We start from the raw sequence: 18,011 nt of genomic DNA, 5'->3' as shown, positions 1-18,011 counted from the left end.
ATTCGTTGGATGCAAATCGGGTTTGCCTGCCCAGCCGCGCAATCTTGCAGGCGCGAACGATGTACAGGAAAGCCGAGAAATGATCCCCGATTACTCCAGCCAGTCGGTTGCAAAGGCGCCGGCGACATGCAGATCGGTACTTTCAAGCCGTCCGGGACCCAGATTGGAGAATTTGTGCGGCGTGTTTGCCGGCGCAACCAGGATTTGGCCAGCGCTGGCCTCTATCGTCTTGTCGCCGATGATGAACAGCGCCCTGCCTTGCCTGACGATAAAGACCTCCGGATAGGGGTGTTTATGCAGCTTGGGACCGCCGCCGATCCTGTCGGAAGAGTAGAACACCACCGAAACTTCCGCTCCGTATGGCCCACCCTGGAACTCCCCATGCCAAACATCCGGCTTCTCGGCCCATTGCTCGCGCTCGATCACATGTGCCATGCTTGCCTCACTCCCTTCTGCCGGAATCGACCTTAGTCAAAGAAGTCGCTTGCCGGAACATGATGCAAACGATGACCCCACCCGCCCCCGCCATCTATGTCGATGCCGATGCCTGCCCGGTGAAGGAGGAGGTCATCAAGGTCGCCGAGCGACACGGGGTCGGGGTCGTCTTCGTTTCGAATGGCGGGCTCAGGCCCTCGCGCGATCCGATGATCCGCAATGTCGTCGTCAGCAAGGGCGCGGACGCCGCCGATGACTGGATCGTCGAAAACACCAAAGCCAACGATGTCGTAGTTACGGCCGATATTCCGCTGGCGGCGCGGGCGGTGGCGCTCAACGCCCATGTGCTTGGCCCGACCGGCCGGCCCTTCACGCCTGAAACCATCGGCATGGCGGTTGCCATGCGCGACCTGAAACAGCATTTGCGCGAAACCGGCGAAAGCAAAGGCTACAATGCTGGCTTCACGCCGCAGGACCGTTCGCGCTTCCTCGGCGAACTGGACCGCATCCTACGTCGTGCTCTCAAATCAGCCGCAATCGGCTGAGGACATCGGCCCAACATGAAAACGACATTCACCAAGAACACGGCGATCCGCCTCCTGCCTTTCCTGGTCGCGGCTGCGACAGGGCTCGCGACATTCCTGGTCGCGCGCTATTTCCAGATCGCCATCGCCTTCTCGATCGGCGCCGACGTCTTCTTCGTGATGTATATCGTCATGATCCTGCGGCGAATGCCGGGCCTAACGGCGGAACATCTGCGGCTCAAGGCACGCAGCGACGACCTGCCGATCTTCATTATCTTCGCTGTGGTCGCCGTCGTCATCGCCGTGGCGATCGGTTCCCTGTTCCTCATCATCAACGCCAACCACAAGCATCCCCCGCTGGAGCTCTTGGCGGCATTGCTGTCGTTGCCGCTTGGCTGGATCACCATCCACATGATGGCCGCGCTGCACTACGCCCATGTCTACTGGCGCGACGACGAAGTGCGCGACGCCAGAGGCAGGCCAGTCCGCCAACCGGTCGGTGGTCTCTCCTTCCCGGGTGGCGACACGCCGCCGCAAGGATGGGACTTTCTCTATTTCGCGATTGTCATCGGAATGACGGCGCAGACCGCCGATGTCGAAGTCACCACCACACGCATGCGCCGTCTGGTCATCGTGCATTCGGTGGTCGCGTTCTTCTTCAACACGATTATCGTCGCGGCGGCGGTCAATCTCGCCGTTACGCTCGGCGGAAGCTGATGCAAGGCAGCGAGGCACGAAGCACAAAATCGTGATGGAGTGAAACATCACGAGGCGATGGTCCGTATTACGATGCGAGACCAATCGCACCGCGGAATGCGGTTGAAGGGGTGCAAGATGGACGCAACCGCCGAGACCAGCAATGCAGAAGCCGAGACCGGGCGGCCACAAAAAGGCCCGCTCATCTACCGGCAATCACGATGGACGCGGCTCACGCATTGGGTGTGGGCCTTCGCCTTGTTTTTCCTGCTGCTGAGCGGCCTGCAGATCTTCAATGCGCGGCCGCAGCTCTATATCGGCAAGGAATCCGGCTTCGGCTACGACAACACGATCCTGAAGATCGGCGCCGACGAGGCCGATGAAGGCTCACGCGGCTATCTCGAAATCTTCGGTCGACGCTTTGACACCACCGGCGTGCTCGGCTGGTCGGGCCCGCCCGGCAACGAGACGGCCCGCGCCTTCCCGTCCTGGGCGACAATCCCCTCCTACTACGATCTTGGCACCGCCCGTGTCGTGCATTTCTTCTTTGCCTGGACATTGAGCGCGACGCTGCTGGTGTGGCTGATTGCCGGCCTGTTCAACGGTCACATTCGCCGTGACCTTGCCCCTCGCCTGGCCGATATCCGCAATCTTCCGCGCGATGTCTTCGACCATGCTCGCCTGCGTTTCCATCACACCGGTCGTTACAACACGCTGCAGAAGCTCGCTTATGGCGGGGTGTTGTTCGTGGCTTTGCCGCTGATGATCCTGACCGGCCTCGCCATGTCGCCATCGATGAATTCGGTGCTGCCTTTCCTCAACGAGCTCTTCGGCGGACGGCAGACGGCGCGCACCATCCATTTCACCGTGATGGTGCTGCTTGTCCTGTTCTTCCTCATCCACATGCTGATGATCCTCGCCGCAGGCCCGATCAACGAGCTGCGCTCCATCATCACCGGCTGGTACCGGACCGATCCGCCCGAAAACGGAACCTCTTCTGCCGAGCGGAGCAACTGATATGGCCAAGTTTCAGATCAGCCGCCGCAAGTTCCTGACCGCCGCCGGCCTTGGCGCGTCCGGCATCGCGCTCTCGGGCTGCGATGCTTTCGATAACCAACTCGGCATGGGCCAGGGCCTGCGCAATTTCCTCGAGGGGGCTAACGGTCTGACCTATCGGGCGCAGCGGCTGCTTGCCGGGCGCAATGCCCTGGCGCCGGAATTCGGCGAAGCCGACATCCGCCAACCAATGCGTCCGAACGGCGTTACCACACCGGACGACGATGCCTACCAAGCCTTGCTTGCCAACGATTTCGTCGATTGGCGGCTCGAAGTCACCGGGCTGGTGGAGAAGCCGTTGTCGCTGACACGCGAACAGCTCATCGCCATGCCGAGCCGCACCCAGATCACCCGCCACGACTGCGTGGAAGGCTGGAGCTGCATCGCCAAATGGACGGGAACGCCGCTGTCGCTCGTGCTCGACCAGGCCGTGGTCAAGCCGCAAGCACGGTATGTCATGTTCCATTGTCTCGACACGATCGACCGCGACCTGTCCGGCGACATCAAATATTACGGCTCGATCGACCTGATCGACGCGCGCCATCCGCAAACAATCCTGGCCTATGGATTGAACGGTAAACCGCTTCCGGTGGAAAACGGGGCGCCGCTGCGCGTTCGCGTCGAACGGCAGCTCGGCTACAAGATGCCCAAATATCTGCGCGGCATCGAACTGGTCGATTCCTTCGGCGCTTTCGGGCGTGGTCGCGGCGGCTATTGGGAAGACAACGGCTATGACTGGTATGGCGGCATCTGACCCGCCGCCCGCCTGAAGCACCTTGGAAAACAAAAAAGCGGGGTTAGCACCCCGCTTCCTCGTCCGTCGAGTTTCACCGCCGGTTCATCCGCGGTCGATGAAATCGTTCGACACCCACCTCATAGCCACTCGATACGACGACCAGATGACAGGCTGGGATGATCTTCCACCGATTTTGGTTAACCACACGTTACCGCCATCATCAGGCGCGCTCGATCCGGCACTGGTAGCAATTGTTGCGAGCCGAGCGCATGTGCAGATAGGCGATTTCCTCGCGTTCCAGAAGCTCCGCTGCCCGCGCGGCAATATCCGGCGTGGGCACCACCGCGCCGCTGCCATAGACTATACGGTCATCGGCGCTGTAACCGCGCACGATGTAGTCCTTTGTCTTCAAAAACAGCTCCGGGATAGCGGCCGCCTCCTCCGCGCGCGGACATTCTTCGGCGTGCAGGAAGATCGGGCCGGTCTCCGCATAAGGCTGCAATTCTGCGAACGGCCGGTAGGCGAGGATGAGGTAGGCTTCGCCGGCGGCGACATTCTTGAGACAATGCCGGCACGGTACACCATCGCCGTCCGAGATCGCGCGCTCCGGCACGTGGCCATAGGCATCGGCGCCGCCGGATTGCAGCGCGCGCACCGCATCGGTCGGCAAGGCTTTGAACAGGATGGACATGGCTGTGGTTCTCCGATTTCCGTGAACCACAAGCTATGATCGTCAACCGGCGCCTCCCACCCGTTTCCTGCATAGCAATCGGCCATGCAAGAAACGACCGGGCGGTTCGACGTTATCGAATGAAGTCGTCGAAGCGGCGCAATGTGACGCGCCGATTGCGCCAATTCTCGTTCTGCGTCGGCACGAGCAGGAATTCCTCGCCATAACCGACCGTTTCCAGCGCGTAGCCGGGCACGCCGAATTCGCGTACCAGCGTCCGCTTCAGCGAGGCTGCCCGTTGCTCGGACAATGCCTGGTTGGAGGCGAAGGAACCGACCGCGTCGGTATGGCCTTCGATCAAAACACGGGCGTGGCGGTCACGTCGCAGCAGACGATGGAGCCCGTCGGCAATGTTCTCGACCTTCCCATATTGCGACGGCGCGATGGCAGCCGAACCGAAGGCGAAGTTGATCGACTGGATGTCGATGGACGGCGCCATGCGGCGCAGATCCGGCCGGCGCTTGAATTCGCGAATGGTGACGCGTTCGCTGGGCCGCAGCTTCATGCGGGGCGTAGCCTCCAGCGTACGCTCGATCTGGGCTGCCGACGGCGTTTGCGCCTGCGCAAGGGCAAGACCGGGAAGCGCGATGGCGGCGACGAGTGCTGCGGCGACAGTACGGCGGGAAATCATATATTGGCTCCTCATTTCGGCGCGATCGGATTGATGTCGACCGCACCATGGCGGAGCCAAGCTGAAGCCGGCATGAATGGATCGTTCAGGAGTGCCTAACGCATGACGCTGGCCGAGCGATCGGCAAAAGACAGCGGGACAACAACCTCTTTTTTCTGCGCGACCGGCCGGAAGCCGAGTTTCTGATAGAGCGACAGCGCGGCGGGATGGTCGAGCGTGCAGGTCTGCACGGTGACCCGCCTCGGCTTGTGCGACCAGCAAGCCTCGATCGCCGCCCCGAGAAACCAGCGGCCGATGCCCTGCCCCGTCGCGTGTTCCATCATGCCGAAATAGGCCAATTCGACTTCGTCGGGCAGATGCGGCTTGATGTCGAAGAAGCCCGCCGGCGCACCGTCGACATAAAGCACGCGGATGTCGCGATCTTCGCGATGAAGTCCGGCCGAGAGTTCCTCGTCATTCAGCCTCAGCACATTGACCCACTGCCATTTGCGGCCGACGCGATCCTGCAGATAGCGATAGAAATGCAGCGGGATGGCCCGTGTCTTCAGCAGCGCGATCTGCCGGTTGTAGGGCAAGGATGGATAATATGCCGGCGGCGTATCCATCTCGAGGAACGTTACCGTGACGTCTATCCGCTCCAGCGCATCGGCGCTCATTACAATCAGCGCTCCTTGCCCGTGACCACCGGCGTGTCCGCCAGCCCGCCCCATTCGGTCCAGGAACCGTCATAGAGCCGGTTGTCGGTGTGGCCGAGCGTCTCCAGTGCCAGCGTTATCACGGCCGCGGTAATACCGGAGCCGCAGGATGTAACAACCGGCTTCGAGAGGTCAATGCCAGCATCCTCGATGACTTCGCGCAGCGTGGACTTCGGCAACAGCATGCCGTTCTCCGACAGGCGATTGTAGGGAACGTTGTGGGCGCCCGGCATATGGCCAGCGCGCACGCCAGCGCGCGGCTCCGGCTCGGCGCCGGCAAAACGACCGGGCGAACGGGCGTCCGCGATCTGGCTCTCTCCGCTTGCCACCATGCGGCGCATGTCAGCCAGGGACGCTACCCGGGCGGCATCGAAGTCAGCATGGAAAATACCCGGCGCGGTCTTGGTCGGCTCCGCGGTCACAGGGCGCCCGGCAGCCTTCCAGTGATCGAAACCGCCGTCCAGAATATAGGTCTGGAACACGCCCATGACGCGAAACATCCACCAGGCGCGCGGCGCCGAGAAGAAACCAGGCCCGTCATAGACGACGATGGTGTCGTCGGCGGAGATGCCCATGCTGCCGACATATTGGGCGAAGTCGCGCGGCGCAGCCAGCGTGTGCGGCAACGGCGAATTCCGGTCGGAAACAGCGTCATGGTCAAGGAATACGGCGCCGGGAATGTGCGCGGCATCGTATTCCTTGCGCGCATCACGCTTCTGCGCCGGCAGATACCAGGAGGCGTCGACGATCGACAGGCCGGGCTGGCCGAGCCGCTGCTCAAGCCAGTCGGCATCGACGGTGAAAGGACTGTCCTCGGCCATGCTGTTCTCCCTGATCTTTCGCTGTCGCCGCGCCGTCAGGCCGCGGGCATCGCTCCGAAACGGATACGGAAGCGGCGGTTCTCGCGCCCCTTCTTCTCGATCTTGCCGATATGGATCTCGCCAACCTCGCCGGTGCGGGCGACGTGGGTGCCACCGCAAGGCTGACTGTCCACGGACGCGTTTTCGCCGATCAGAACCAGACGGATGCGCCCGGTACCGGTCGGCGGACGCACATTCTTCGATTTGACGAGACTGGGATTGGCGGCCAAATCCTCGTCGGTGATCCACTCGATGGAGACAGGATGATCGGCCCGCACGAGTTCCATCAGCCGCGCCGTCACTTCCTCCTTGGAGTAACCGGTATCGGGGAGATCGAAATCGACGCGGGAATCGTCTTCGGCGACCGAAGCTCCGGTAATAGGAAACGGGCAAACGACGCTCAGCAGATGGCAGGCGGTGTGCATGCGCATCAAAAGGTAGCGGCGCTGCCAGTCGATCGAGGCTTTCACCTTCTCACCCACTGAGGGTACTGGCTGCCCTGCCCCCGGAACGTGAATAATCTCGTCCTTGGTCTCGCCCGTCACCGTCGCCGCGACTTCGATGCGGTCGCCATTGGCCAGCTCGATATGGCCGGTATCGCCCGGCTGGCCGCCGGAGGTCGCGTAGAACACGGTACGGTCGAGGATGATCCCGCCCCGCTCGTTGATGGCGACGACCGTCGCTTCCGTCGTTTTCAGGTAGGAATCGTCGCGAAACAGCGTTTCGGTCTTGCCGGCCATCACGCCACCTTCTCGAACGGCACCGAAATGGTGCTTGTGCCTTCCATCCAGCCCGGCACCGGCAGGTTCTTGGTGCGCAAGAAGGCCGGATTGAACAATTTCGACTGATAGCGCGTGCCGTAATCGCACAGGATCGTCACAATGGTGTGGCCGGGCCCCAATTCGCGGGCAAGGCGGATGGCGCCGGCAATGTTGATGCCGGTCGAGCCGCCAAGGCACAGACCCTCTTCCTGGATCAAGTCGAAAACGATCGGAAGCGCTTCCTCGTCGGGCACCTGGAAGGAAAAGTCCGGAGCGAAGCCGTCAAGATTGGCGGTGATGCGTCCCTGGCCGATGCCTTCCGTGATCGAGCTTCCATCAGCCTTCAATTCACCGCTGGTGTAGAAGGAGTGCAGTGCGGCGCCGAGCGGATCGGCGAGCGCGATCTTGACGTCCCGGCTCTTGGCTTTCAATCCGGCCGCGACACCGGCCAGCGTGCCACCCGAGCCGACAGCCGATACGAAACCGTCAACCTTGCCGCCAGTCTGCGCCCAGATCTCCTCTGCCGTCGTGCGGATATGGCCGTCGCGGTTGGCGACATTGTCGAACTGGTTGGCCCAGATGGCACCGTTCGCTTCGCTCCGCGCCATCTGTTCGGCCAGACGCCCGGACAGTTTCACATAGTTGTTGGGGTTTTTGTAGGGAACCGCCGGAACTTCGATCAACTCGGCGCCCAGTAGCCGGATCGTGTCCTTCTTCTCCTGGCTCTGGGTGTCCGGAATGACAATGACCGTACGGTAGCCAAGCGCCTTCGCAACCAGGGTCAGGCCGATGCCCGTATTGCCGGCGGTGCCCTCGACGATCACGCCACCCGGTTTCAACAGACCACGCTGCTCTGCATCGCGAATGATGAACAGACCAGCCCTGTCCTTGACCGACTGGCCGGGATTCATGAACTCGGCCTTGCCCAGAATCTCGCAGCCCGTTTCTTCCGAGGCGCGCTTGAGCCGGATCAGTGGCGTGTTGCCGATGGCGTCGATCACCGAACGGTGCATGAGGAATCCTTCTCGTGTCTGCAGGCAGACCCTAGAAATGCCGGCTCGCCCTTTCAAGGCTGGATTTAACCTGGACCAGTCGCATTCGCGGCAAGCGACGCCGTCGCATGGAGTGCAATGTCAGCCGAGACTAATATGGTGAGGATCCAAGAACAGGCTTTTCTTTCGACTTCCGCCCCGTTAGATCACGAGACGAGGGAGCTTTCGAGACACTGTATGACACTCTATCGGGCCAGCCCGAAAGACGGCGTTGCCTGGATCACCGGTGGTAGTTCCGGCATTGGCAGGGAACTTGCCAAGGAGTTGGCGGCAAAGGGCTTCACCGTGGCGATCACCGCGCGCGAGGAAGATCCCATTGACCTGTTGATCGCCGAGGTGGCCAGCCTGCCCGGCCGGATCGTCGCTTATCCCTGCGATGTTACCGACGAATTGGGCATGGCCGACACGGTGGCCACCATCGAAGCCGAAATCGGACCGATAGCGCTCGCGATCTTCAATGCAGGCAGCTACACGCAGGTGGCGGGCGACAACCTGTCGGTCCGGAAATTCCGCCGCACTTACGATGTGAACGTGATGGGCATCGTTCACGGGCTGGTTCCCGTGGTAAAATTCATGCGCAGGCACGGCCGCGGACACATCGTGATGGTGGGTTCGATCAGCGCCTATTTCGGCTGGCCGACGACCGCCGCCTATGGCGCCACCAAGGCGGCCATCAACATCATGGCGCAGTCGCTGAAATTCGATCTCGACAAGCTGAACATCCGTATCCAGGTGATGAACCCCGGCTTCATCGACACGCCGATGACCCAGAAGAACGGGGTGCGGCTGCCGGCGCTGATTTCTTCGGCCTGCGCTGCGGACAAGATGATGCGTGGCATCCAGAACGGCGGTTTCGAAATCACCTTCCCTCGCCGCTTTACCTTGTGGTTGAAGGTGCTCGGCATGCTGCCGCACCCGCTTCGCCACTGGTTCCTCAACCGCATGACCGGATGGGGCGACAGGCCACTCAGCTTCGGCCGCAAGCCAAGGCAGCCGATCTAGCGCCAGCCATACGGCAAGCGACCCCGTACCCAAAGAAGCCGACCCGTTGCCTGTTGCAAGCCGCCGCAATACTTTGCGTTGATCTGTCTGGAGTTCGGCATGGGGCGATGTATTGCGGTGATGTTCCTCGGTCTGGTGGTCCTGATCGCCCTGATGGCTTTGCTAGGACCGCGCGTTCCCGTCGACACCACCATGCATTTCGACGCATCGAAGATCGGCGACGATCCGCTGGGCTACCTCGCCCGCGAGGAAGCCAAGGTGCCCAACATTCGCGACGGGCTCGAAAAGGAGATCGTCTGGGCCGACCCGATGATCCACGCCAAAACGCCGGTCGCCATCGTCTATATTCACGGCTTCTCGGCCTCGAAGGGCGAGACACGACCACTCGCCGACAAGGTCGCGGAAGAACTCGACGCCAATCTCTTCTATACGCGGCTGACCGGCCACGGTCAGGACGGCGCGGCGATGGCCGACGGCAGCGTCAACGCATGGATCAACGATTATGAGGAGGCGCTCGCCATAGGCCGTGCCATTGGCGACAAGGTGATCGTCATCGCCACCTCAACGGGCGGATCGCTGGCGACATGGGCGGCAACGCAGCCGAACGCCTCGAAAGATGTCGAGGCGATTGCGATGATCTCGCCGAACTACGGCGTGCAGGCATCGGGCGCGCAGATCCTTACCTGGCCGTGGGGCAAGCAGCTTGCCGAACTGATTGCCGGCAAGGAGCGCTCATTCAAGCCGCGCGGCGCGCTGCAGGAAAAGTTCTGGACCTGGCGATATCCGATGGCAGCGACCCTGCCGATGGCGGCATTGGCCAAGCTTGCCTATGAGGCACCGGTCGAAAAGGCCACCATCCCGGCTCTGTTCATCTTTTCCAACGACGACAAGGTCGTGCGCCCCGATCGCACCAAGGAAATCGCCGCCCGCTGGGGCGGCCCGCACGAGGAGGTGCCGGTGGACGGCTCCGGCGATCCCGACAATCACGTCATTGCCGGCGATGCGCTTTCGCCTTCGACCACGAACTTCCTGGCGCAGCGTATCGTGGTCTGGGTCAGAGCGCTGACCGCCGACACGCCAACCGCGGCACATAAAAATGGAGCGCCGGCGACGACCGGCGCTCCAAAAAGCTAGATCTCGATCGCTGCCTCAGATGGCGGCGGTGATGATGATCTCGACGAGATATTCCGGACCGGCCAGCTTGGCCTCGCCGGTGGCGCGTGCCGGAGTGTGGCCCTGCGGCACCCAGACGTCCCATTCCTTGTTCATTTCGGCGAAGGTGCTCATGTCGGAGAGCCAGATGATCGCCTGCAAGATCTTGGTCTTGTCGGTGCCGGCCTTGGCAAGCAGCGCATCGACCGTCGCCAGAATGTCCTTGGTCTGCTCGCCGACGGTCTTGCCCTCGCCGACCTGACCGGCGAGATAGGCGGTGTTGCCGTGGATGACCACCTGGCTCATGCGGGGGCCGACATCGATGCGACGAACGCTCATGGACATATCCTTTCGTGAGTGGAAAGGCCTCTTTAGAGAGCGTCTTGCTTGCCGACAAGGTCGTGGCCGCCGAATCCCGCCACAGGTGCAATCGGTCGCCCGCCGCTGCCATAGCGCCAGAGCCGATGGGCATTCCCGCGCACGGGTTCATGAAAGTTTCGCGGGACAGGACGTCTTTTCTCGCCAGCTGTGTTGACACATGTAATAACATAACATACGACCTTCACACACAGTGAGTCACCGACTGCCATGAGCCGAGCCGCCCTTTCCTTCCGCGACCTTACCCTGGGCTATGGCAGCCACCCGGCCATCCATCATCTGAATGGCACGGTCGAGAAGGGTTCGCTGACTGCGATCGTCGGTGCCAATGGCTCCGGCAAATCCACGCTCATGAAGGGCATTGTCGGGGTGCTGCGGCCGATGGCGGGCGGTGTCGTCAAGATGCCCGGCATGCGCATCGCCTATCTGCCACAGCAATCGGAACTCGACCGCAGCTTTCCGGCGCGGGTGGTTGACCTGGTCTCGCTCGGCCTGTGGCCACGACGCGGGCTGCTTGGCCGGCTTACGGCGCAGGACCGCGCCACCGTCAGCGAGGCGTTGATGGCCGTCGGGCTCGAAGGCTTTGAAAAGCGCGCGCTCGACACGCTTTCCGGGGGCCAGTTGCAGCGCACCCTGTTCGCCCGCGTGCTGGTGCAGGATGCCGACCTGATCCTGCTCGACGAGCCATTTAACGCCATCGACGCCAAGACCGTCGGCGACCTGATCGCGCTGATCAAGCGCTGGCACGGCGAGGATAGAACGGTGATGGTCGTTGCGCACGACCTTGAACTGGTGCGCCAGAATTTTCCCGAGACGCTGCTGCTGGCCCGCCGTACCGTGGCCTGGGGCGCGACTGCCACGGCTCTCAACGCCGAGAATATGCTGCGCGCCCGCCGTTTCCACGAGGCCTGGGAGGACGACGCGCCCTGGTGCGAGCCGGATGGCCAGATCCACGATCACCGCCATGACCATGCGCATGACGATCATGAGCACGGACACGACCATCATGGGCACGACCATCACGCACATACGGCCAGGCAGAGGGCGGCATCGTGAGCGCGCTGTATGCTTTCTTCGTCGCTCCGTTCGCCGATTTCGCCTTCATGCAAAGGGCGCTGGCCGGTTCGTTGATGCTGTCGCTCGGCGCCTGCCCGGTCGGCGTCTTCCTGATGTTGCGGCGCATGAGCCTTTCCGGCGACGCGATGGCCCACGCCATTCTGCCGGGCGCAGCCGCCGGCTTCCTGTTCTATGGGCTGGAAATTCTGCCGATGACGATCGGCGGCCTGATCGCCGGTGTCGTCGTTGCCCTCGGCGCCGGCGCTGTCTCGCGCTTTTCCATCCAGCGTGAAGACGCCTCGATGGCCGCCTTTTACCTGATCTCGCTGGCGATCGGCGTGCTGATGGTTTCGATCCGCGGTTCCAGTGTCGACCTCATGCATGTGCTGTTCGGCACGGTGCTTGCGCTCAACAACGAGGCACTGGTGTTGATCGGCGGCATTGCCGTCGTCACGCTCGCGGCGCTAACCGTCTTGTGGCGTGCATTGGTCGCCGAATGCCTCGACCCGCTGTTCCTGCGCTCCGTGAGCCGGCTTGGTAGCCCCGTGCATTTCATCTTTCTGGGGCTGGTCGTGCTTAATCTCGTAGGCGGTTTCCAGGCTCTGGGTACCCTGCTCTCGGTCGGACTGATGATCCTGCCCGCGGCCGCCGCCCGTTTCTGGAGCCAGCGCGTCGGGCCGATGTGCGTGCTTGCCGTGATGATCGGCTTCGCGTCCTGTGTCGCCGGCCTGCTTCTGTCCTACCACGCGGCGCTGCCGTCCGGTCCGGCCATCATCCTGTCGGCCGGGGCAGCCTACATGCTTTCCATCCTGGCCGGATCGCGCGGCGTGCTGCGTTCGCGCCTCGTCCATCACCGCCACAGAACCGCCTAACCATTGAAAGGAATTCAGCAATGCTGAAATCGATCCGTCGCGCGCTGACATTGATCGTTATAACATTAATGTCCATCACTGCGTCGACTGCCTTTGCCGAACCGCTGAAGGTCGTGGCCAGTTTCTCGATCATCGGCGACTTCGCCAAGAACGTCGGTGGCGATCGGGTTGCGGTGACGACGCTCGTCGGGCCGGATGGCGACGCGCATGTCTATGAGCCAAGCCCGGCCGATGCCGTTTCGATGGCCTCGGCCAAGGTGGTGCTGGTGAATGGCCTGCATTTCGAGGGTTTCCTGCAGCGTCTGGTGGAGGCCAGCGCCAGCAAGGCCGCCATCGTCGAATTGACCAAGGGCGTCACGCCGATCGAGTTCAAGCCGGAATTCGCCGAGGCCGAGAGCACCGAAGGCGGTAACAGCCACGAAGGCCACGACCACGGCTCCACCGATCCACACGCTTTCCAGTCGGTTCCCAACGCCAAGATCTACGTGAAAAATATCGCGGACGCGTTCTGCGCCGCCGACAGTGCCGGTTGCGACAGCTACAAGGCCAATGCCGCCGCCTATACCGAGAAACTCGAGGCGCTGGACAAGGAAGTGCGCGAGGCGATCAACGCCATCCCGTCGGAAAAGCGCGTCGTCATCACCTCCCACGACGCCTTCGGCTATTTCGAACATGAATACGGGTTGACCTTCCTCGCCCCGCAAGGGCTTTCGACCGAAGCAGAACCGTCGGCGGCAGATGTCGCCAAGCTGGTCACGCAGGTTAAACAGGACAAGGCGGCGGCGATCTTCGTCGAAAACATCACCAATCCGCGCCTGATCGAACAGATCTCGTCCGAAACAGGCATCAAGGTCGGTGGAACGCTGTATTCCGACGCGCTGTCGAAAACGGATGCTCCTGCAGCGACTTACGTCGATTTGATGCGTAACAACATCAAGCAGATCAAAGGCGCCATTCTCGGCAGCTGAGCTGTCCGCCAGATTATCGGCGTCCAGGTGGTCGCTTCGAGCGGCCACGGCACCATCCCGAGGCGGAGGGCAATTTCTCCGCCTTTTTTACTCAATCATTTGTAATTAGATAACGTTACATGGAGAGCTTTATGAAGCGCTTTGCCGTGGCGACTGCGATCGCCGCCCTTCTCGCCAGCGTTGCTACACTCCCCTCCCTTGCTGCTGAAAAGACCGTCTGGCGCCTGTTCGTCTCGGACCACGCCGAACCGATCATCACCATCATCGATGCCATCAGCGGCAATAAACTCGACACGCTACCGCTCAAGGGGCCGGCCTCGCTCTATCGCAGCGCCAGCGGCCGGACGGTCTTCGCGGTCCAAGGCAAGGCTGACACAGTCTCGGTCGTTTCCACCGGCGTCACCTTTGACGACCATGGCGACCACGGCGATATCGAGGTCACCGCGCCCAAGTTGACCGGTGTCGAAATCAAGGGGCCGAAGCCGTCGCACTTCGTCGAACACCGTGGCGAATTCACTCTGTTCTTCGACGGCGAAGGCACGGCTCGCATCCTCGACGAGAAAGCAGCGCTCCAAGATGGGACGCCGCTTCGGGCGGTAAAGACCGATGCCCCGCATCATGGCGTTGCCGCCACTTATGGTGACTTTGCGCTTCTATCGCAGCCCAACAAGGAAAAACCGGACGAACTGCCGGTCGGCATCCGGGCGGTCGATGCCGAGGGCAAGCAGGTCGGCGACGTGCACGCCTGCCCCGACCTGCATGGCGAAGCGACATCCGGCAAACTGATGGCCTTTGCCTGCGCCACCGGCCTGTTACTCGTCCGCGATGGCGAAAGCGGCCCCGGCATCGAGCATGTGCCTTATCCAGCCGGCCTCCCCGCCGGCAAAGCGACGACGCTGCTCGGCGGCAAGGGACTGCAATATTTCCTCGGCAATTATGGCGCCGACAGGCTGTTGCTCGTCGACCCTTCCGCGAAGGACGCGTTCCGCCTGATCGACCTGCCGACCCGCCGCGTGCATTTCGCGGTCGATCCCTTAAGACCGCGCTTTGCTCACGTGTTCACCGAGGACGGTCAGTTGCACCAGGTCGACATCATCGCCGGTAAGATCGCGCAATCGGTGAAGGTAACCGACCCCTATTCGATGGACGGCCACTGGAGCGACCCGCGCCCACGCATCGCCGTTGCCGGCGACCGCATCGTCGTCACCGATCCGTTGAAAGGCCTGCTCCATCTGGTCGACGCGACGAGTTTTGCCAGGACAGGCGACATCCCGCTCGCCGGCAAGCCCTTCAATATTGTGGCGGTCGGCGGTTCCGGCGAAGCGCACGCCACCGAATAGCCTCCCAAGGCTAGCCACCGCGCCGCTGCCGCCTGACGAAATCGACGAAGGCGCGCAGCGGCGCCGGCACGTGACGCCGACCGGGATAATAAAGATACGGCCCCGGAAATGGTGGCAGCCAGTCGTCCAGCACACTGACCAGCCGCCCGGCGGCGATGTCCTCCCGCACATAGTCCTCGAACGTCGCGCAGAAGCCGACACCGTCGAGGCAGGCGCGCAGCTGCGCGACGATGTTGGTGGAAACGAGCGACCCGTCCGGATCGATCTTTTCGAAAACGCCGTCGCGCTCGAATTCCCAGGCCACCTTCATGCCGCTCGGAAACTGCGTGCGAATGCAAGGGCGGCCCAACAGGTCGCGCGGCTGCAGGATCGGCGAACCGGCCGCAACGACAGAGGGAGCAGCCACGACGACATAGCGCTGCTGCGGGCCGAGCGGCACGGCGATCATATCCTGGGCAAGGCTTTCTCCCCAGCGTACGCCTGCGTCGAAACCGGCCGCCACGATATCGATAAAAGCCGTCTCGGCTATGATCTCCAGCCGCACGCGCGGGCACGCGGCGAGAAACGGACCGATGAGCGGCGCCAGCACCAGGTCGATCGCCGGCTGCGGTGCGTTGATGCGCAAAGTGCCGCTTGGCGTGTCGCCTTCAGCCTGCAAATGATCCACGACGGAAGCGATGTCGGCAAGCGCCGGCGTCAGCCTTTCAAGCAGACGCATGCCCGCCTCGGTTGGCGCAACGCTGCGCGTCGTGCGGTTCAGCAAGCGCAAATCGAGCGCAGCCTCGAGGTCACGCACCTGCTGGCTGAGCGTTGAGGGCGACACGCCGCGTTCCACGGCTGCAGCACGGAAGCTGCGGCGGCGGGCAACCGCGGCAAAGGCCGCAAGCAGATTCATATCAACAGGCATTGTACGAATTTCCGCATAGTCCGTTTTGAAAAGCCCATCTTATCGCACAGTTCAGCATGTGCCATCTTTGCGGACAAGGCTCAATCGAAAGCCATCAACCGCGAAAGGAAGACACCATGCGCGAACGCACACTGGGAAAGAACGGACTTGTCGTATCGAGCCTTGGGCTCGGCTGCATGGGTATGTCCGACATGTATGGTCCGGCCGATCGCACCGAGAGCCTGGCAACGTTGCATGCAGCGCTGGACGCCGGCATCACCTTGCTCGACACCGGCGACTTCTACGGCATGGGCCACAATGAAATGCTGATCGGCGAAGCGCTCGCCACACGCAGCGCCGGCCCCGTGAGGGTCAGCGTCAAGTTCGGCGCGCAGCGCGGTCCAGATGGAAACTGGTTGGGCTACGATGCCCGCCCCCAAGCGGTGAAGACGGCCGCCGCCTATAGTCTGAAGCGGCTCGGCGTCGAGGCGATCGATATCTACCGCCCGGCGCGGCTGGACCCGAATGTGCCGATCGAGGAAACGATTGGCGCCATCGCCGACCTGGTGAAGGACGGCTACGTCAAGCATATCGGCCTGTCGGAAGTCGGCTCGGAAACGATCCGCCGCGCGGCGGCGGTGCATCCCATCGTCGATCTGCAGATCGAATATTCGCTGCTGTCACGTGGCATCGAGGACGGCATCCTCGACACCTGCCGCGAACTTGGCATCGGCGTCACCGCCTATGGAGTGCTGTCGCGCGGGTTGATTAGCGGCCATTGGGACAAGACGAAAACCATGACCGGCGCCGACTTCCGCAACCGCAGTCCGCGCTTCCAGGGCGACAATCTCGACCGCAATCTCGTCCTTGTCGAGGCGCTGCGCCAGGTCGCCGAAAGCAGGAACGCCAGCGTGGCGCAGATCGCCATCGCCTGGGTGTTGGCAAAAGGCGACGACATCGTGCCATTGATCGGCGCGCGCCGTCGCGACCGGTTGACCGAGGCACTTGGCGCGCTCGATTTCACACTCACGGCGGCCGATATCGCGGCGATCGAACAGGCAGCCCCCAAGGGCGCCGCGGCCGGCTCGCGCTACAACGAACTTCAGATGGCGTCATTGGACAGCGAACGCGCGGCCTGAGCTGTTCCGATCCGAACCAGGCACCGATGCCCTGCGGGACGTCGGTCGCTATCATAACGGGCCAAGCTTGCGACCGCCCGCGCGGAATGGCATGACAGGGCAAACATGCCATTCCTCCCCGGAGCAGTCCCATGAACATCCGCCAGATCGCTGACAACTATGCCGTCTCGCCGCAGATCAGCGTCGAAGACGTGGCGGCCATCAAGGCAGCCGGTTTCAAGAGCGTGATCTGCAACCGACCCGACAATGAAGATCCTGGCCAGCCGAGCGCCGACACGATCAAGACGGCGGTCGAGGCCGCCGGACTGGAGTTCCGCTGGGTGCCGGTTGTCAGCGGCCAGATGACCATGCAGAATGTGGAGGAGCAGGCCGAGGCGCTGGACGCCCTGCCCCGCCCGGTCTTCGCCTATTGTCGCTCCGGCACCCGCTGCACCAATCTCTACGCAGCGATACAACAGATGAAGGGCTGACCCGGCACTCTCCTAGATCGGCAGAGCGCCGTTCTCCTTCAGTGTTTCCAGCACAATCGCCGTCTTTACATGCTGCACGGATTCGTGCGGCAGCAGTTCGTTGTTGACGAATTCCGATAGCGATTTCAGGTCGGGCGTGACCACCTTGAGGATATAATCCATCTCGCCGGTCAGCGCGTGCGCTTCCTGCACTTCCGGCAAACGCATGATCAGTTCGGCGAAGCGACGGGCATTGTCGCGATTGTGCGTGGCCAGCGTCACCGTGATCACATTGACCAGTGAAAAACCCAGCCTGTCGCGGTCGAGCACGGCCCGGTAGTTACGGATGTAACCCTCCTCTTCCAACCGCTGGCGACGACGCGAACATTGCGACGCCGAAAGATTCACCCGCTCCGACAGGTCGTTGTTAGTGAGCCGCGCGTCGGCTTGCAAAAGAGCCAATATCTTGCGGTCAAATTGATCGATGCGCGTATCTGACGCCATTTTTGCCACCATCATGCACGAAGTGCGCACATAATGCGCGCCTGAAGCGCGTGAATGCAAGCACCGTGCGGGCCGCCGGCACTATAATT

General features: G+C 62.3%; 22 protein-coding genes. 12 read left to right on the top strand and 10 right to left on the bottom strand.

What is annotated here, in order from left to right; all coding sequences use genetic code 11:
• Positions 1 to 90 precede the first annotated feature (90 nt).
• Complete coding sequence (locus tag AB4136_RS18125) at positions 91 to 435, bottom strand: cupin domain-containing protein (RefSeq protein WP_024926159.1); 345 nt, start codon at positions 433 to 435, stop codon at positions 91 to 93.
• A 71-nt stretch (positions 436 to 506) separates the two neighbouring features.
• On the opposite strand from AB4136_RS18125, the gene AB4136_RS18120 reads away from it, so the two are divergent.
• From AB4136_RS18120 to AB4136_RS18105, 4 genes are all read left to right on the top strand, one after another.
• The gene (locus AB4136_RS18120) at positions 507 to 980 is read left to right on the top strand and encodes a YaiI/YqxD family protein (protein ID WP_024926158.1); all 474 of its coding nucleotides are present in this window, start codon (positions 507 to 509) and stop codon (positions 978 to 980) included.
• Between the two features lie 15 nt (positions 981 to 995).
• The gene (locus AB4136_RS18115; RefSeq protein ID WP_024926157.1) at positions 996 to 1,676 is read left to right on the top strand and encodes a DUF1345 domain-containing protein; all 681 of its coding nucleotides are present in this window, start codon (positions 996 to 998) and stop codon (positions 1,674 to 1,676) included.
• A 117-nt stretch (positions 1,677 to 1,793) separates the two neighbouring features.
• On the top strand, positions 1,794 to 2,672 hold the full coding sequence (locus tag AB4136_RS18110; protein WP_024926156.1) for a cytochrome b/b6 domain-containing protein: 879 nt from the start codon (positions 1,794 to 1,796) through the stop codon (positions 2,670 to 2,672).
• A 1-nt stretch (position 2,673) separates the two neighbouring features.
• Positions 2,674 to 3,465, top strand: a complete 792-nt coding sequence (locus AB4136_RS18105) for a molybdopterin-binding protein (RefSeq protein WP_024926155.1) — start codon at positions 2,674 to 2,676, stop codon at positions 3,463 to 3,465.
• 202 nt (positions 3,466 to 3,667) lie between these two features.
• Here the strand turns inward: AB4136_RS18105 and AB4136_RS18100 are convergent, their stop codons facing one another.
• From AB4136_RS18100 to AB4136_RS18075, 6 genes are all read right to left on the bottom strand, one after another.
• Positions 3,668 to 4,138: a DUF1203 domain-containing protein gene (locus AB4136_RS18100; protein WP_024926154.1), complete on the bottom strand. Its 471-nt coding sequence runs from the start codon at positions 4,136 to 4,138 to the stop codon at positions 3,668 to 3,670.
• 112 nt (positions 4,139 to 4,250) lie between these two features.
• A complete protein-coding gene (locus AB4136_RS18095) occupies positions 4,251 to 4,808 on the bottom strand; it encodes an OmpA family protein (protein ID WP_024926153.1) in 558 nt (185 codons plus the stop codon).
• 95 nt (positions 4,809 to 4,903) lie between these two features.
• A complete protein-coding gene (locus AB4136_RS18090; protein ID WP_024926152.1) occupies positions 4,904 to 5,464 on the bottom strand; it encodes a GNAT family N-acetyltransferase in 561 nt (186 codons plus the stop codon).
• A gap of 5 nt (positions 5,465 to 5,469) precedes the next feature.
• Positions 5,470 to 6,324 (bottom strand): 3-mercaptopyruvate sulfurtransferase, encoded by an 855-nt coding sequence (gene sseA / locus AB4136_RS18085; protein ID WP_024926151.1) that lies wholly within the window; start codon positions 6,322 to 6,324, stop codon positions 5,470 to 5,472.
• 35 nt (positions 6,325 to 6,359) lie between these two features.
• Entirely contained in the window at positions 6,360 to 7,103 is a 744-nt protein-coding gene (locus tag AB4136_RS18080) for an alanyl-tRNA editing protein (RefSeq protein ID WP_024926150.1), read from the bottom strand.
• Entirely contained in the window at positions 7,103 to 8,137 is a 1,035-nt protein-coding gene (locus AB4136_RS18075; protein ID WP_024926149.1) for a cysteine synthase A, read from the bottom strand. Before AB4136_RS18075 ends, AB4136_RS18080 begins: the two co-directional genes overlap by 1 nt.
• 216 nt (positions 8,138 to 8,353) lie before the next feature.
• Between AB4136_RS18075 and AB4136_RS18070 the strand changes: the two genes are divergently transcribed.
• Together AB4136_RS18070 and AB4136_RS18065 are read left to right on the top strand one after the other, a co-directional pair.
• Positions 8,354 to 9,178 carry an SDR family NAD(P)-dependent oxidoreductase gene (locus tag AB4136_RS18070; RefSeq protein ID WP_024926148.1) on the top strand — a complete coding sequence of 275 codons (825 nt, stop codon included), beginning with the start codon at positions 8,354 to 8,356 and terminating at the stop codon, positions 9,176 to 9,178.
• Between the two features lie 99 nt (positions 9,179 to 9,277).
• Positions 9,278 to 10,312, top strand: a complete 1,035-nt coding sequence (locus tag AB4136_RS18065; protein ID WP_024926147.1) for an alpha/beta hydrolase — start codon at positions 9,278 to 9,280, stop codon at positions 10,310 to 10,312.
• A 15-nt stretch (positions 10,313 to 10,327) separates the two neighbouring features.
• On the opposite strand, the gene AB4136_RS18060 is transcribed toward AB4136_RS18065, so the two are convergent.
• Entirely contained in the window at positions 10,328 to 10,669 is a 342-nt protein-coding gene (locus tag AB4136_RS18060; protein WP_024926146.1) for a RidA family protein, read from the bottom strand.
• A 249-nt stretch (positions 10,670 to 10,918) separates the two neighbouring features.
• Here AB4136_RS18060 and aztA point away from each other — a divergent pair, with 249 nt between their 5' ends.
• The 4 genes from aztA to aztD all read left to right on the top strand — a co-directional run bounded on the left by aztA (position 10,919) and on the right by aztD (position 14,944).
• On the top strand, positions 10,919 to 11,764 hold the full coding sequence (aztA, locus tag AB4136_RS18055; RefSeq protein ID WP_024926145.1) for a zinc ABC transporter ATP-binding protein AztA: 846 nt from the start codon (positions 10,919 to 10,921) through the stop codon (positions 11,762 to 11,764).
• Positions 11,761 to 12,636 carry a zinc ABC transporter permease AztB gene (aztB, locus tag AB4136_RS18050; protein ID WP_024926144.1) on the top strand — a complete coding sequence of 292 codons (876 nt, stop codon included), beginning with the start codon at positions 11,761 to 11,763 and terminating at the stop codon, positions 12,634 to 12,636. The genes aztA and aztB overlap by 4 nt, the downstream gene beginning before the upstream one ends.
• A gap of 20 nt (positions 12,637 to 12,656) precedes the next feature.
• Entirely contained in the window at positions 12,657 to 13,604 is a 948-nt protein-coding gene (gene aztC, locus AB4136_RS18045) for a zinc ABC transporter substrate-binding protein AztC (protein ID WP_024926143.1), read from the top strand.
• A gap of 131 nt (positions 13,605 to 13,735) precedes the next feature.
• Complete coding sequence (gene aztD, locus AB4136_RS18040) at positions 13,736 to 14,944, top strand: zinc metallochaperone AztD (RefSeq protein ID WP_024926142.1); 1,209 nt, start codon at positions 13,736 to 13,738, stop codon at positions 14,942 to 14,944.
• A 10-nt stretch (positions 14,945 to 14,954) separates the two neighbouring features.
• Here the strand turns inward: aztD and AB4136_RS18035 are convergent, their stop codons facing one another.
• Positions 14,955 to 15,851, bottom strand: a complete 897-nt coding sequence (locus tag AB4136_RS18035) for a LysR substrate-binding domain-containing protein (protein WP_024926141.1) — start codon at positions 15,849 to 15,851, stop codon at positions 14,955 to 14,957.
• Between the two features lie 116 nt (positions 15,852 to 15,967).
• Here AB4136_RS18035 and AB4136_RS18030 point away from each other — a divergent pair, with 116 nt between their 5' ends.
• Together AB4136_RS18030 and AB4136_RS18025 are read left to right on the top strand one after the other, a co-directional pair.
• Complete coding sequence (locus AB4136_RS18030) at positions 15,968 to 16,969, top strand: aldo/keto reductase (RefSeq protein ID WP_024926140.1); 1,002 nt, start codon at positions 15,968 to 15,970, stop codon at positions 16,967 to 16,969.
• Positions 16,970 to 17,100: 131 nt separating this feature from the next.
• Positions 17,101 to 17,439, top strand: a complete 339-nt coding sequence (locus AB4136_RS18025) for a TIGR01244 family sulfur transferase (protein ID WP_024926139.1) — start codon at positions 17,101 to 17,103, stop codon at positions 17,437 to 17,439.
• Between the two features lie 12 nt (positions 17,440 to 17,451).
• Here AB4136_RS18025 and AB4136_RS18020 read toward each other — a convergent pair whose 3' ends face one another.
• Positions 17,452 to 17,934, bottom strand: a complete 483-nt coding sequence (locus AB4136_RS18020) for an Lrp/AsnC family transcriptional regulator (RefSeq protein ID WP_373426413.1) — start codon at positions 17,932 to 17,934, stop codon at positions 17,452 to 17,454.
• Positions 17,935 to 18,011 lie beyond the last annotated feature (77 nt).

Source organism: Mesorhizobium sp. 2RAF21 (assembly GCF_052115345.1).
Taxonomy (GTDB): Bacteria; Pseudomonadota; Alphaproteobacteria; order Rhizobiales; family Rhizobiaceae; genus Mesorhizobium; species Mesorhizobium terrae.
This window is presented reverse-complemented; position numbering and strand designations above follow the sequence as displayed.

Excerpts from the sequence above, each read along its gene's own strand:
- AB4136_RS18125 (WP_024926159.1), bottom strand. The coding sequence starts at position 435 with ATGGCACATGTGATCGAGCGCGAGCAATGGGCCGAGAAGCCGGATGTT.
- AB4136_RS18120 (WP_024926158.1), top strand. The coding sequence starts at position 507 with ATGACCCCACCCGCCCCCGCCATCTATGTCGATGCCGATGCCTGCCCG.
- AB4136_RS18115 (WP_024926157.1), top strand. The coding sequence starts at position 996 with ATGAAAACGACATTCACCAAGAACACGGCGATCCGCCTCCTGCCTTTC.
- AB4136_RS18110 (WP_024926156.1), top strand. The coding sequence starts at position 1,794 with ATGGACGCAACCGCCGAGACCAGCAATGCAGAAGCCGAGACCGGGCGG.
- AB4136_RS18105 (WP_024926155.1), top strand. The coding sequence starts at position 2,674 with ATGGCCAAGTTTCAGATCAGCCGCCGCAAGTTCCTGACCGCCGCCGGC.
- AB4136_RS18100 (WP_024926154.1), bottom strand. The coding sequence starts at position 4,138 with ATGTCCATCCTGTTCAAAGCCTTGCCGACCGATGCGGTGCGCGCGCTG.
- AB4136_RS18095 (WP_024926153.1), bottom strand. The coding sequence starts at position 4,808 with ATGATTTCCCGCCGTACTGTCGCCGCAGCACTCGTCGCCGCCATCGCG.
- AB4136_RS18090 (WP_024926152.1), bottom strand. The coding sequence starts at position 5,464 with ATGAGCGCCGATGCGCTGGAGCGGATAGACGTCACGGTAACGTTCCTC.
- sseA (WP_024926151.1), bottom strand. The coding sequence starts at position 6,324 with ATGGCCGAGGACAGTCCTTTCACCGTCGATGCCGACTGGCTTGAGCAG.
- AB4136_RS18080 (WP_024926150.1), bottom strand. The coding sequence starts at position 7,103 with ATGGCCGGCAAGACCGAAACGCTGTTTCGCGACGATTCCTACCTGAAA.
- AB4136_RS18075 (WP_024926149.1), bottom strand. The coding sequence starts at position 8,137 with ATGCACCGTTCGGTGATCGACGCCATCGGCAACACGCCACTGATCCGG.
- AB4136_RS18070 (WP_024926148.1), top strand. The coding sequence starts at position 8,354 with ATGACACTCTATCGGGCCAGCCCGAAAGACGGCGTTGCCTGGATCACC.
- AB4136_RS18065 (WP_024926147.1), top strand. The coding sequence starts at position 9,278 with ATGGGGCGATGTATTGCGGTGATGTTCCTCGGTCTGGTGGTCCTGATC.
- AB4136_RS18060 (WP_024926146.1), bottom strand. The coding sequence starts at position 10,669 with ATGAGCGTTCGTCGCATCGATGTCGGCCCCCGCATGAGCCAGGTGGTC.
- aztA (WP_024926145.1), top strand. The coding sequence starts at position 10,919 with ATGAGCCGAGCCGCCCTTTCCTTCCGCGACCTTACCCTGGGCTATGGC.
- aztC (WP_024926143.1), top strand. The coding sequence starts at position 12,657 with ATGCTGAAATCGATCCGTCGCGCGCTGACATTGATCGTTATAACATTA.
- aztD (WP_024926142.1), top strand. The coding sequence starts at position 13,736 with ATGAAGCGCTTTGCCGTGGCGACTGCGATCGCCGCCCTTCTCGCCAGC.
- AB4136_RS18035 (WP_024926141.1), bottom strand. The coding sequence starts at position 15,851 with ATGCCTGTTGATATGAATCTGCTTGCGGCCTTTGCCGCGGTTGCCCGC.
- AB4136_RS18030 (WP_024926140.1), top strand. The coding sequence starts at position 15,968 with ATGCGCGAACGCACACTGGGAAAGAACGGACTTGTCGTATCGAGCCTT.
- AB4136_RS18025 (WP_024926139.1), top strand. The coding sequence starts at position 17,101 with ATGAACATCCGCCAGATCGCTGACAACTATGCCGTCTCGCCGCAGATC.
- AB4136_RS18020 (WP_373426413.1), bottom strand. The coding sequence starts at position 17,934 with ATGGTGGCAAAAATGGCGTCAGATACGCGCATCGATCAATTTGACCGC.